Annotated in this window: 11 protein-coding genes, 1 tRNA gene and 1 pseudogene; 3 read left to right on the plus strand and 10 right to left on the minus strand. The window is 49.5% G+C overall.

Features of this window, described 5'->3' with window-relative positions; genetic code table 11:
- Positions 1 to 23 precede the first annotated feature (23 nt).
- Entirely contained in the window at positions 24 to 1,115 is a 1,092-nt protein-coding gene (locus ACXIZX_RS04535; protein WP_479403663.1) for an AAA family ATPase, read from the plus strand.
- A gap of 29 nt (positions 1,116 to 1,144) precedes the next feature.
- Here the strand turns inward: ACXIZX_RS04535 and ybcJ are convergent, their stop codons facing one another.
- Positions 1,145 to 1,357 carry a ribosome-associated protein YbcJ gene (gene ybcJ, locus ACXIZX_RS04540; protein WP_007890771.1) on the minus strand — a complete coding sequence of 71 codons (213 nt, stop codon included), beginning with the start codon at positions 1,355 to 1,357 and terminating at the stop codon, positions 1,145 to 1,147.
- Entirely contained in the window at positions 1,357 to 2,223 is an 867-nt protein-coding gene (gene folD, locus ACXIZX_RS04545) for a bifunctional methylenetetrahydrofolate dehydrogenase/methenyltetrahydrofolate cyclohydrolase FolD (protein ID WP_061717422.1), read from the minus strand. Before folD ends, ybcJ begins: the two co-directional genes overlap by 1 nt.
- A 175-nt stretch (positions 2,224 to 2,398) precedes the next feature.
- On the opposite strand from folD, the gene ACXIZX_RS04550 reads away from it, so the two are divergent.
- Together ACXIZX_RS04550 and ACXIZX_RS04555 are read left to right on the plus strand one after the other, a co-directional pair.
- Positions 2,399 to 2,902 (plus strand): DUF1198 family protein, encoded by a 504-nt coding sequence (locus ACXIZX_RS04550; RefSeq protein ID WP_479403664.1) that lies wholly within the window; start codon positions 2,399 to 2,401, stop codon positions 2,900 to 2,902.
- Positions 2,903 to 2,997: 95 nt separating this feature from the next.
- Positions 2,998 to 3,074 (plus strand) — tRNA-Arg (locus ACXIZX_RS04555).
- Positions 3,075 to 3,089: 15 nt separating this feature from the next.
- On the opposite strand, the pseudogene ACXIZX_RS04560 reads toward ACXIZX_RS04555, so the two are convergent.
- The 8 genes and pseudogenes from ACXIZX_RS04560 to tssF all read right to left on the minus strand — a co-directional run.
- Positions 3,090 to 3,254 (minus strand): annotated as a pseudogene (locus tag ACXIZX_RS04560) (integrase); the annotation flags it as partial.
- 244 nt (positions 3,255 to 3,498) lie between these two features.
- Entirely contained in the window at positions 3,499 to 3,885 is a 387-nt protein-coding gene (locus ACXIZX_RS04565; protein ID WP_479403665.1) for a hypothetical protein, read from the minus strand.
- 81 nt (positions 3,886 to 3,966) lie between these two features.
- Positions 3,967 to 5,730, minus strand: coding sequence for a restriction endonuclease subunit S (locus tag ACXIZX_RS04570; RefSeq protein ID WP_479403666.1), 1,764 nt, complete (start codon positions 5,728 to 5,730; stop codon positions 3,967 to 3,969).
- Positions 5,730 to 7,208 (minus strand): N-6 DNA methylase, encoded by a 1,479-nt coding sequence (locus ACXIZX_RS04575; protein ID WP_479403667.1) that lies wholly within the window; start codon positions 7,206 to 7,208, stop codon positions 5,730 to 5,732. The genes ACXIZX_RS04570 and ACXIZX_RS04575 overlap by 1 nt, the downstream gene beginning before the upstream one ends.
- 73 nt (positions 7,209 to 7,281) lie before the next feature.
- Positions 7,282 to 9,714 (minus strand): EcoAI/FtnUII family type I restriction enzme subunit R, encoded by a 2,433-nt coding sequence (hsdR, locus tag ACXIZX_RS04580; protein ID WP_479403668.1) that lies wholly within the window; start codon positions 9,712 to 9,714, stop codon positions 7,282 to 7,284.
- Positions 9,715 to 9,937: 223 nt separating this feature from the next.
- Complete coding sequence (locus tag ACXIZX_RS04585) at positions 9,938 to 10,702, minus strand: hypothetical protein (RefSeq protein ID WP_479403669.1); 765 nt, start codon at positions 10,700 to 10,702, stop codon at positions 9,938 to 9,940.
- A 22-nt stretch (positions 10,703 to 10,724) separates the two neighbouring features.
- Complete coding sequence (gene tssG, locus ACXIZX_RS04590; protein WP_479403670.1) at positions 10,725 to 11,741, minus strand: type VI secretion system baseplate subunit TssG; 1,017 nt, start codon at positions 11,739 to 11,741, stop codon at positions 10,725 to 10,727.
- Positions 11,738 to 13,522, minus strand: a complete 1,785-nt coding sequence (gene tssF / locus ACXIZX_RS04595; RefSeq protein ID WP_479403671.1) for a type VI secretion system baseplate subunit TssF — start codon at positions 13,520 to 13,522, stop codon at positions 11,738 to 11,740. The genes tssG and tssF overlap by 4 nt, the downstream gene beginning before the upstream one ends.
- Positions 13,523 to 13,526: the final 4 nt, after the last annotated feature.

The raw sequence follows: 13,526 nt of genomic DNA on the forward strand, positions 1-13,526 counted from the left end.
GCGAGAAATCGCCCTTTTTTATTATGGCGATTGAACAGATTCATATTCACGGCTTCCGCTCGGTGCGCGATCTGACGCTACCGCTGCAGCAGCTCAACGTGGTGAGCGGCCCGAACGGCTGCGGCAAATCCAACCTGTATAAAGCGGTGCGACTTCTGCACGAAGCGGCGAGCGGACGTTTAGCGCTGGCGCTGGCGGAAGAGGGCGGCATTCAAAAAGCGATGTGGGCGGGCGGATTGCGGCGCGGCGATCGTCGGCACGATCCCAAACGTCTGGCGCTGGCGGTGGTAATGGACGATATGGATTATCAGCTCGATATCGGTTTTCCTGAGCCGCTCGTCACCAGCATGTTCAATCTCGATCCGCTGGTGAAAGAGGAGCGCTTGTGGATGAGCGGCCAACGGCGACGTCCTTCCTCCTGCATCATGCAGCGGCAAAATCAGACCGCCTTTTTGCATAATGTGCAAGGTGAGCGCGTAGCCTATCCGGCGGTGCTGTATCCCGAAGAGTCGCTGTTTGGGCAACTGGGCGAACCGCATCTGTATCCGGAGCTTTCGCAGGTGCGTGAAAGGCTACGTCAGTGGCGTTTCTATCATGAATTTGCTGTGTGGCCAGGTTCGCCGATTCGTGCGCCGCAGATTGGCGTACGCGCGCCGGTGCTAAGCCATGATGGCAGTAATTTGGCGGCGGCCTGGGCCACTATCGTTGAACGCGGTCATGTCGAGTTGCTGCACGAAGTGATTGCCGAAGCGTTTCCTGACACGGAATTTCACGTTGATGTGCAGAACGGGCGTTTTCAGATGCTGATGTCACGGCGTGGAATTTTGCGTCCGCTAGAGAGCGCCGAGTTCTCGGATGGCACGCTGCGCTTTCTCTGCTTAGTGGTGGCGCTGCTCAGCCCGCGTCCGCCGGCGTTTATGGCGCTGAACGAACCGGAGAACAGTTTGCATGAAGATTTGTTGCCGGCACTGGCGCGCCTGATTGCCGAAGCCAGCCAGTTCAGCCAGCTGTGGATCACCAGCCATTCACCGAAACTGGCGACGCTGATTGCGCAGCATACACCGGTGAATCACATCGAGCTGGAGCAAATTGAAGGGGAAACCCGCGTCTTGTAGGGTCGCCATTCATGGCGACCGCCACCTAATTACGCTACAACCGTAATCTTAAAACCTGCAAACTCAACCTTCTGGCCTTCAACAATCTTGCAGCGCTTACGCGTTTCAACCGCGCCATCGACGCGCACTTCGCCTTCCGCGATCACGGCTTTCGCCTGCGCACCGCTTTGCACCCAACCTTCGAGTTTCAGCAGGTCGCACAAATCAACGTGGGCATGTTTACCGAGAGAAAAACTGGCCATTATGCCTCCTCAATGTCGTGAAATTCTTCACACGCCGTCAGCGTGTTTTGGATCAGTGTAGCAACCGTCATTGGACCGACGCCGCCTGGAACCGGCGTGATGTACGAGGCGCGCTCAGAAGCTGCTTCGAACTCCACATCGCCCACCACTTTGCCGCTGTCGAGACGGTTGATACCTACATCAATGACTACCGCGCCCGGCTTGATCCAGTCGCCCGGAATAAAGCCCGGCTTGCCGACTGCAACCACCAGCAGATCGGCGTGCTCAACGTGATGACGCAGATCTTTGGTGAAACGGTGCGTGACAGTGGTGGTGCAACCGGCGAGCAGCAGCTCCATGCTCATCGGACGGCCAACGATATTCGATGCGCCAACCACCACGGCGTTCAGGCCGTAAGTATCGATATTGTAGCGCTCCAGCAAGGTGACGATGCCGCGCGGCGTACACGGACGCAGTTTTGGCGCGCGCTGGCACAGACGACCGACGTTGTACGGATGGAATCCATCCACGTCTTTGTCTGGCACGATGCGCTCCAGCACTTTGACGTTATCGATGCCGGCTGGCAGCGGCAGCTGCACCAGAATGCCGTCGATATCGTTGTCGTTGTTGAGCGTATCAATCAGCTCCAGCAGCTCGGCTTCGCTGGTGGTGGCGGGCAGATCGTACGAGCGGGAGATGAAGCCCACTTCATCACAAGCACGACGTTTGCTGGCGACATAGATCTGTGAAGCCGGGTTTTCACCCACCAGCACAACTGCCAAACCGGGCGCACGTTTACCGGCCGCCAGACGCTGCTGTACTTTTTCGGCAACCTCAAGGCGCACCTGCTGCGCAATCGTTTTACCGTCAATAATTTTTGCTGCCATCAGAGAGGAAATCCATCTGTAGAGGGTTAGATCGGGGATAGCGCCTATTCTGTCAGAAGCGCGTGCGGCTGTCAGGTAGAGATTCGCCATCAACGCCGCTTTCCCGATTTTTCGCCGTGGCGCCCGCCCGCGTTAGCGCTTATGATGCCCGGCAGTGAATGAGATGGATGACGTGATGATTTGGTTAATTCTCGCCACGCTGGCGGTGGTGTTCGTGGTAGGTTTTCAGCTGCTGACGGCCAGCTCGCGCCATGCGGTGCAGGCGCTCAATAAACGGTTGCAACTGCCGCCGGTGCATATCGAATCAATGTTGTCGCTGATGGGCAAAGAAGCGGCAAAAGAGTTTACCGATTACATCGCGGGCGATAACGACACGCATCAGCACAATGGCGCGGCGGTACTGCTGATTTGGCAGGTGCTGATTGTCGATGGCAGCGACGAAAACAGGCAGCGCTGGCATGGCATTTTGAGCCGGGCTGGATTTTCTGCGTTGATTTCACGTCAGCAGCTGTTGTTGGCGTTGGGATTTCTGCGCCAGCTGGAGCCGGACAGCCAGGAACTGCATGCGCTGCGTGACCAGTACAATGCGCACTTCACGCAGCAAGGGATTGAGCTGGAAGGCGAAACGGAGCAGGGCGGGAATCTGGTGTCAATGAGCGAATGGCGCAAGCGGCATTAAGGGGTTTTGGTTAATCTGGCAGCACTCCGCTTCTGTTCAAGGGCAAAAACGTTGACGCGCGAGCCGCTGGACGTATAATCCGACCCAATCACTATGCGCCCTTAGCTCAGTTGGATAGAGCACCGGCCTTCTAAGCCGTAGGTCACAGGTTCGAATCCTGTAGGGCGTACCAATTACTTTCAATGACTTACGCCAGCTTCAATCCTACCTGATCTTCCCCTTGTGTCGTATTTGTGTCGTAAACTCCGAAAAGTGAGTCAATTTTGCGCGTGCTCCGCTGAATGATTCAGTGGCTAAGCGCGTAGCGACGAACCCTCTCAATGCTTTCCCATCCCCCCATTATGTTGATGACGAAGGTTATTAAATCATCAAGGATGTGCTCGATAGTGAAGTTGTTAATTGAAATCGATAAAGAGTGCTGAGGATATTATTTGGCAGTTATGGCGATTCACCACTAAAAAAATCATGAAAACGAAGTCATAAAATAAGCTATCGAAATAATTTCCAAACAAGTTGGGCTGATGGGCATGGCAGTAATTGAGCTGTCAACTGCTAATCGAATTAATTCTATAAACCGCCCGCAGGCGGTTTCTTTATTAACATTTCCCTATAACATCGCCGACAAAAGACTTTGTACCATCTAAATCATCAATGAAACCAGTTCTGGTCAATGTGTAAAATACCTTTTTATCATCATCAGAAATATTCCATGTTTCAACGGTGCGGCTCTGCCCATTAAGGAAGGTGCCCAAAACAGACTTGCGATTGAGCCCAACGTAGTTAAGGTCGCTGTTTGTCACAGACGAGTGATCTTTATCAGCAATTACATGGAATATTTTTCCTGAGAAGGCATCTTCAGAGTATCTATATGATTGTGATTTTATGGCGCTCATGCCATGAAGATTGCCGACAATCCAACAGTCTGCATATGAATTAAATGCTGAAAAAGATAATGCATAAGCTATAAGTAATTTAAATTTCATCTATTCAATTGCCTCCTGAAAGTATGGCACGCGCCGACAAACAAGAAATGTTCTATCGCGAGTGCCGTCATCGTATGTTTCTTAGTTTAAGGCTACGTCAGTGAGGGCATCCGCCAACTGGAGCTGAGTTTGTTGGGCAGAGTGCAGGCGGGATTTGAGGTGATCACAAACTTCCATAAGCTCATTAGTTTTCATGATTATTTTGTTCTGCTCATTTTGAGATAATAATGGGAAAAGTGTCATCTCAAGCTGTTTTGTTGAAATATGTGGCACACCATTACTTCTACCTGGGTCAATAGCATTAATAAAATAATTAGACTCCAGCCATTTGCTTAAAAAACCACTAAGAATATTTTTTCCAAAACTACTAAATTTAGCCACTCGTTGTAATAAAAGACAGGGTAAATCACACTCCCGTATGAATGCATATTTCAACCCAGTATTAATTACCGGTCTATCCAGAGATATAACCACATCTCCTGTATTCAAAATAAAATCTTTAAACGCTGAGAGCATGGGTTCAGGTAAACTCACTGAATCAGACCAATTAATAAACCCATGGGATATATTGGTGTTTCTTACCAATCGAATTCCATTATCGCTAAACCATTCACTTTTAAATGCATAGCCATTTTTAAAACTAAACAGCGTTCCTAAACGACACCACTCCCAACCTTCCGGCAGCTCAAAAGGTAATTCTTCATCGCTAACGGGCGGAAGCGATTTATGTTTTTTAATTTTGCCTTCTTTCACCAGTTGCGTTTTTTCCTGCTCAATACGTTTAAGCAGTTCGGATGCGGGTTCATCGTTCGAGTCTTGTGGTACCAGTTTTCCCATTACCGCCAGTTGCAGGATGGTTTGCTTAAGCGCATCGATACTCGCTTCGGTAGTAAATAGCGTGTCGAAATGCTGGCTAATTCGCGCCCAGTTTTCGGTGAGTTCTGCAGCATTTTTGCTGGCGGTCAGCGATGTCAGCAGGGTTTCAACCAGTTGCTGATGTGCCTCCAAACTGATCAGGGATTGCTGTTCCAGTTGGTCACAGGTGGACATTAACTCATTAACTTTTGAAACAATTCGCTGCTGCTCAGTTAATGAAGGAATAAGGATGAATGTTTCACGTACTTTATCTGCGTTAAGGTTCAATACAACTGCACCAGACGCTTTCTCTTTAAAAGCTTTTATAATAAATGGTGAAGACAGTAATAGGTAAAGAAAATCTTTGTTTAATAATGATGGAGGAGATATTCTTAACCAGCCATCATGTATGCAACCTTCGATAAGAGTTATGTAAGGTCGTCCGAAACTCATTGAATTTGTAAGTAGAAAATCTCCAGGGTATACCATGCGTGTTTTGTGAAGACCTAAGGGTTTTATTTTTTCATCTGCAGAATAAATATATTTCCCACCAATATCGGTATCGCCAATTTTTATCCAGTTAAGGCCGTCTTCATCGGTGGTTATATAATCTTTAATAGGTCTTGGTGATCCACCTCTTTCTATTTCAGCAATGTCTCCAAATCTTACCCATTCCCATCCCACCGGTAATTCAAACGGCTTTTTATCTTCGCTTATCTTTGGCAGCGGCTTCTGCTTCTTGATTTTTCCTTGCTTCACCAGCTCCGCTTTTTCAGCCGCAATATGCTTCACTAACTCAGACGCCGGTTCATCATTCGGGTCATGCGGCACCAGTTTGCCGCGTACTGCCAGTTCCAGAATCAGCTCGCGCAGTTTCTTAATGCCATAAAGATCGATTTTGCCATTATTGCCACGCCCGGCGGTGGAGCGGGTTTGAAGGGCAGAAGACCAGATATCGATATGATCGGTGATCAGCTTCTCAACGGTCATCAGTTCGCCCTCTTATTGCCTACCAGCGCAGCTCCAAGGATGTCACGCAACTGGTTACGCAGTTCGCTGATTTCCGCCTGTTGTGTCTGATACTGCGCCAGCAATTCATCCGGGTCATGGCTGATAATTTCGCCTTGATACGGGTTCTTGATATCCAGGTTGAAGTTACGCGCGATGATGTCGTCGATACTGACTTTCCATGCCTGGTTGCTCTCTTCACGGCTGGCAAAACCGTCGGCTTCATTGCCCCACCAATCGATTTCCGTCTGGAACTCATCAAACTTCATCGGTTTGGTTTTGCTGTAGTTCTTCACACCATCTGGGTAAGGATGTTCGTAGAACCAAATATCCTTAGTCGGCTGGCCTTTGGTGAAGAACAGAATATTGGTTTTAATACCGGTATACGGGTTAAACACGCCGTTCGGCAAACGCACGATGGTGTGCAGGTTACACTCTTCCGTAAGCAGCTTTTTAATCTTGGTTTTCACTCCTTCACCAAACAGCGTGCCATCCGGCAGCACGACAGCAGCGCGACCTTGGTCCGCTAGTACTTCCACAATCAGTTGCAGAAAGAGATCAGCGGTTTCGCGCGTTTGCATTTCAGAAGGGAAATTTTTCTCAATACCGTCTTCTTCTGTACCACCAAACGGCGGGTTCGTAACGATGACATCGAATTGCTCGTCCCAGGAAGAGAGCGGCTTACTCAGCGTGTTGTCATGGCGAATCTGCACCGGGACTTCAATACCGTGCAGCAGCATATTGGTGGTACAAAGCAAGTGCGGGAGCTGTTTCTTCTCAACACCGTGAATCTGCTTCTGCAGCGTTTGGTGATCGTCGGTGTTATGGACGTAATTTTCTCGTATGTGATCAACGGTACAGGCCAGAAATCCGCCGGTGCCGCAGGCAGGATCAATAACTCGCTCACCCAATTTAGGGTCGATGCGGTTAACCATAAAACGGGTTACGGCACGTGGTGTATAAAATTCACCAGCGTTACCTGCGCTCTGCAAATCCCGCAGAATTTGTTCGTAGATGTCGCCAAACATATGGCGTTCGTTGCTGTCCCCGAGGTTGATCTCGTTAAGTTTATTGATCACCTGACGCAACAGCGTACCGTTTTTCATGTAGTTATAGGCATCGCTGAAGGCTTCCCGCACCACAAAGCCGCGCGGATTTTTATCGCGAGGTGCAGTCAGGTTTTTCAGGGCAGGGAAGAGATCATCATTCACAAACTCAAGCAGTGCGTCGCCCGTGATTCCTTCTGCATCAGCTGCCCAGTTGCGCCAAAGATATCTTGCAGGAACAGGCAGACGATATTCTTCAGCATCCATTTCCAGCTCAAGCTCTTCTTCCTGAGTATCGAAAATTTTCAAAAACAGTAGCCATGAAAGCTGACCCAAGCGCTGCGCATCGCCATCAACACCGGCATCTTTACGCATGATGTCCTGTAAGGACTTGATCACTGAGCTGATAGACATGTTTGTTGCGGTTTCCGTAATAAAAAAAGTCTGCCACCGTGCATTTGCCACGATGACAGACATTGAAAGAGGATCAGGCCGAGCGAGGGGGCAGATCGTAGATTTCTTTTTCCAAATCGCTAACGGCACTCATGTAGCTTTCCTTGTCACCAAAGTTCTTTTTGATGATTTCTAAAGGGCGGCCCATGGTATCAAAAGGACGGAGCTTCAGTACCTGGATATCTTCGATTTCTTTCACGCCAGCATCGGCATATTTGTCGAGCAAGCTACTCAGCACAGCTTGCGCCGATTCAGAATACTTAGTGAAGTAGTTGCGCTTGCGTACGTTATCCGCGCGTTCACGGCGGGTAAGCGGCGGCTGTCCATAAACGACATGGCAAAGCATATCAAAGGGATCCAGATCTTTGCCGACTTCTTCGGTCAGTACATCCCAGATAATGCCTTGCTGTTCCAGCTCTTCGATAATGGCCTGCTTACGCTCAGCACCTTGCCAACGCTGAACAAAGTCATTCAATGATGCGTACTCTTTCATCAGCGTGCGGCGGGTGTAATCCTGGAAAGACTCGGTGACCAGTTTGCCATCAGCGTCGTAATACTGAACACGTTTAGAAAGAACGTTAACAACAACACCTCTTACGTAAAACTTCTTACGTCGTTCTTCGTCAGACTCCGGCAGTTCACCTTCAGGTTCCGCTTCCGTTGCCGAGTCAGATGGATAACTTGGTGATATATCTTCTGCATGATCAGGTTGACTATCGGCATCCAGCGCTTCGTCTTCTAGTTGTTCATCAAAATCGGAATCAGGATCGGCAACCTCTTCTTGCGTAGTGGTTATGACTTTCACCGGCAAGCCATCAAAGCGCTCATCTGCGAACAGCTCGGTCGCTTTTCGGAAATCCAGAATGGTAAACCAGAGTTTGTTGTAGCGTTCATCGATACGCGTACCGCGTCCGATGATCTGCTTAAACTTGGTCATCGATTGGATATTTTGCTCAAGCACAACCAGCTTACAGGTTTTGGCATCCACGCCAGTTGTCATCAGTTCCGATGTTACGGTGATGACTGGGTATGGCTTCTTCGGATTAATAAAGTTATCGAGCTGGTTTTTACCCTCAATCTCATCACCTGTGATGCGCATGATGTATTTGTCGTTTTCTTTCATTTGCGCAGCGTTGAGATTTACCAGTGCACGCCGCATCCGCTCTGCATGGGGAATGTCATTACAGAAGACGATGGTTTTATCCATTGGATTGGTGCGCTTGAGGTAATCCGTGATGGTTTCCGCCACCAGTTGGGTGCGCTCATCAATCACTAAATTGCGATCGAAATCTTTTTGGTTGTAGATGCGGTCTTCTATCAACTCGCCATTTTTATCGACTTCCCCTTTCGATGGACGCCAACCCTGCAAGTCTACATTGATATCGACGCGTACCACTTTATAAGGAGCCAGGAAACCATCCTCAATACCTTGCTTAAGCGAATAGGTATAAACCGGCTCACCAAAGTAATCGGTGTTTGAAACCTCATGCGTTTCCTTCGGTGTTGCGGTCAAGCCAACCTGTGTTGCACTACTGAAATATTCCAATATTTCGCGCCAGGCGCTGTCATCAGCGGCGCTGCCACGATGGCATTCGTCAATGATGATCAGGTCGAAAAAGTCACGGGCAACTTGCTTATAAGCCTTATCTTGCTCTTCGGGTCCAGTCAATGCCTGATATAACGCCAGATGAATTTCATAAGCGGGATCAACCGTGCGGCCAGTGATTTTTGTCATAGCTTGGCCGAAAGGCTGGAAATCGTTGATGCGGGTTTGATCTACCAGAATGTTACGATCGGCTAGAAATAGAATGCGTTTCTTATGTTTGCCTTTCCACAATCGCCAGATGATTTGGAACGCTGTATACGTTTTTCCGGTTCCAGTAGCCATTACCAACAATATGCGACTTTGGCCTGCTGAGATAGCCTCAAGGGTTTTATTGATTGCCTGAAGCTGATAATAGCGTGGTGACTTATCGGAACCATCATCATGGTAATCCTGGGAGATGATAGGCAACTGTTCGGCGGTATAACCTTTCCAGATACAGAACTTTTCCCATAACTCGGTTGGTGTTGGAAAATCATCTAGTGTAATTTCACGTTCGAGCTGAGTAGGGTGGGTTTTATCGTGAAAGATGAAGCCATCGCCATTGGACGCGAAGATGAATGGGACTTCTAACAAAGCGGCATAGCCTAACCCTTGCTGCATGCCTTTGCCGATTTCATGCTGGTTGGCTTTCGCTTCAATGACTGCCAACGGTATGCCGGGCTTGTAATAGAGAACAATGTCGGCAGATTTCACTTTTTGGCGGGATGCTAACTTGCCACGAACGACGACTTTGCCATCTCGTAGCTTCACCTCTTGGCGAATCTGCGTCATGTCATCCCAACCAACAGCCTTGACTGCTGGTAGGATGAATTTCGTCACGATATCGGTTTCAGTCAGTTGAGCTTTGTTCACGCCAGCCATAGCATTTCCGGTTAGGTTGAGTTCATGAAAGTGTGATGATTTTACACAAATTAGGCGTTTCGTTAATGTATTTCAATCATACAATTGGAGTTGGGCATTTTTACAAAACTAAGCCAAATATAAAGCTACCTATTATTAAAGGTACATAAGCGTTCAGTTGTTACCAGTCGAAATATTACTATCGTCTGGATGGTGCATTCCAGGATCGTAACCCAAAAGACGATTACTCATAAAAGTGATGTAGCATTTGCGTGTCTGTGCGCAAATATCTATTCTGCCAGTTCAGCTTCTGTTGTTGTTTTATCTGAATATCAGCTTCCTCACGCAATTTTTGTTGCAGCCATGGAGAAAATGTTCTGTAAAAAATCCTTGCTCTTCTGAATCTTTCAAACTGACTCATCATGAAAAGGAACCAAAACACATTTAAAAAATAGGCTGACATAGCGAGTGCAATGAAAAACACTTGTTCGGTACCTGATGAGGTTTTAGCTATTTCTGCAAATATAAATAAAGCAGTGAGAAGAATCAGCGAAATGATACTGATGAATGCGAGTTGCAAACCTCTTAACTTCCTGTACCGTTTATTGTAACTATTAAACGAGTCGTTCTGAATGTCCTTGATGCAAGGGGTTTTAATAAAGCCTTGAAAGTCTCGGTCTTCATAGCTGATGTTTCGCTCTCTAAGGAATGTCAAAAGCAGCTCGTTTATTTTTACCGAGTACTGCATTCCTATTACATCATATAGTGCCTTAACAGCATTCTCCGTGGCGGTATTTATACTTTTTGTGTACAGCTCGGAAATGCAGCTAAGTGCTTTTGCTCTTTTTTCAGTGACAGTGGCTTTCTCAGCATAATGAATACCTGCCAACCTTTTTATAAGGGGCCACGCGGCTTTAATTAACCCAGGGATAAGTACACCTAGAGATAGCTTAAGCGACTCGGTGCTTATTAAAGTTGAGAAGTTAATTGTTGAGTTTATTTCTTCCATTGATTCACTCTCGATGTTTATGTTATTTAATGTGACTTTTCCGCAGCTTTCCCACTTTGATACGAACCGTTTCCGGCATCGCACTCAGATTATCCTCCCTCAACCCCAGCATCATATTGTATCCATCAAACAACCCGGCATCACCCAGTCGCGGCATTGGCAGCAATCTAGTTGGAATAGTCAGCCAAAACCGCAAATCATAGTCACAGCCCAGATACGTGCGCAGTAGCGCCATCACATCCTGCCTGAGCTGTCCATCAGGCATCCAACCCTTTGCCTCATCAGGATCGTCTGTTGAAAGCTCAACCCGTGAGCAGTAATCAGCCACGCGGGTTTCATCGCCTAGTATCGGATTCTGATCGAGCGTCATGCCGCTGCACATTGCAAGCTGGGCGCGTTTTGCCACCGGCATCGTCACCGGATGGTGTGCGAACACTTCAACTTTGGTGTTCGGTGCCTGGCTGCGTATAACCGCAGCGATGCCTTCAGCAGTGTGCGTGGTATGCAGCAACGGTTTTAGTATCGCCAGCAGGCGTGACGAAGGTTGGTCACCGCTGTGGGCTATGCCGGTTAACGCCATCAGGCTTTGCGAAACCGCATCCGTACCGCCCGGCTCAAAGGTGGCCGGATAGCTGTACTTGCGCCAGATGCGGTAAAACTGCGTCATCAGCCGATGATTGAAGATATCCAGAAACGCCGCCATCGCATCAGCTCCGTCACGCCCTTGGTTGATATCATCGATGATGCTGGTGGGCAGCGGCGAATCAACACCGTACAAGCCGAAGAAGTTGGTTCGGACCGTTGGTATCGCATACGGATTATCGGCGTCACTTTCTGTGCGTTTCAACTCTCCAGCGGGAAAGCCCAGATGCGGATTGGGACGAAAGCGCACCGGATCGCTCTCTGGCGTGCGGCCCGTGCCAAGACGGCTGCCGGTCGTCTGCTCCAGCAGCTGGCAGAAGCGGTAAAAGTTGTACTGCGCGGTCTGGTCATTGCCGTTATCGTCCAGCCAGAACGGTTTTTTGTTTTCTTCGCTCACATCAGCACCCTGTCAATGCGCCGCTCCGGCCAGGCCCACTCGGTGCCCGAAGCGGTCAGCAGCACCGTCAGCTGGGTAAAACGCACAACGCTGGCGTACTGCGTCAGGAACTGCTCCAGCAGCTCGCAGAACAGGCGGGCATCGCCGATGCCGCTGAACTGGGTTTCATCGAGCGCCACGCGAATACGCACGCCGTGCCAGTGATACGATGAGTTATAGTCCTGATGCCAGCTGACGTGACGAATACCGCTGATGCGACGGCGATTGTTATCGTCATTACTCCAGTCAAACAGCGCCAGCACGGCTCGGAGGCTTTCAGCGTCGTTAATCATCTGGCTCAGCGCGCGCGGATGCAGCAGCGACATCACATGCCACTGATACAACTGCGTGGTTGGCGGGTAATAAGGCATAGAAGGGGGATGACGCGTTGTGCACTGCAACGTCAGGTTGCCGGTTACCGCGATTCCATCAAACACGGCTTTCTCCAGCGCCATGCGCGGATAGTTACCATTGGTGCAGGTGATGTTCATAAATAGCGTGGCATCATCCTCGGCCAGATCGGTCTCGCTTTCATCGCCACCCAACATCAGCAAGGTTTCATAAAGACCGCTGACACCCCGCCAGACACGCGTATGGAAATATCGCTCCGGCCAGGATTCTTTGCGTTGCAACATGCCACCTTTTTGCCGGAATTGCCGATACGGCACATAACGCCGTTTATCCAGTATTTCGCTGGCGGCAACTTCATCAACACTGTAAATCTCAGTGTGCAGATCGTGCAGGCGGTGCGGACGCAGACGATAATCGAGCACCGCAGGTTTCACCTTCAGCGGCTCGGCGTTCAGCGTAAACAGGTTAATTACCGGCACGCAGTGAATGCGCAGCGCATCTGCCGGCAGCAAAATATCACGCGGAAGTGGCTGACTGAGGTGAATATCGAGAATCACCTCGCGGCAGCTTTCGTTGAAGAGAAGCGTGTTGAGCCCCGATAGAGTAAAGAAGGCGTAGCGAGCCGGGAAACTGAAATATTCCAGCAGTGGGCGCACTTCGCCGCACAAGGCTGGGCTATCGCTTTCCGGCCAGACCGAGTGCCAGTGCTGCTGCCAGCGGGCGCGGATGTCGCCACTAAAGGGTTTTGGATCACAGTTATCGCTCTGCGGCTGACGAACAGTAATTCTTTCAATTTGGTTGGTTAGAGCCTGATACATCATTGACTGCACCGGGCGATCTCCGTGGATGTAGAGCGGGATATCGCTGAGATCGATTTGGCTCGGATCTGCCTGAGGGCTAAGTGAAAACCGCAGGGAGATCATCTGGTGTCCATCAGGATGGAAGGGCGTCGTTATCTCGCCCAGCGTCAGCGGATGCAACTTTAGCGCATCGATAGTGCGATACGGGCAGCGCAGGCCAGTGATATCCATCGGTCGGGTCAGCAGCATTGTGCCTTCCGGCAGCAGCGCATCACGTACCTTAGCGACGCTATCGGGCGTAAGTTCCACCACTGACATTGATGGCAGCGTGCGGTTCACCACGGGCAGCAGATGCCCGAGCAGCGGCTCCGTCAGCTCAGGAATATCGTCATCAATCTTGCGACGCATCTGCGCCATCATCAGCGAGAAGCCTTGAAACAGTTGCTCGACTGAGTCATCCATCTTCAGAGATTTTCCGTCTACGCCCAGTCGCCGTCCCGCCTCCGGATACTGCTCCGCAAACTCCTGCGCAGCCGCTTTCAGATAACGCATTTCGCTGTCGAAATATTTTAGGAAATCATGATCGTTCATTGTT

Source organism: Candidatus Pantoea symbiotica, assembly GCF_056491525.1.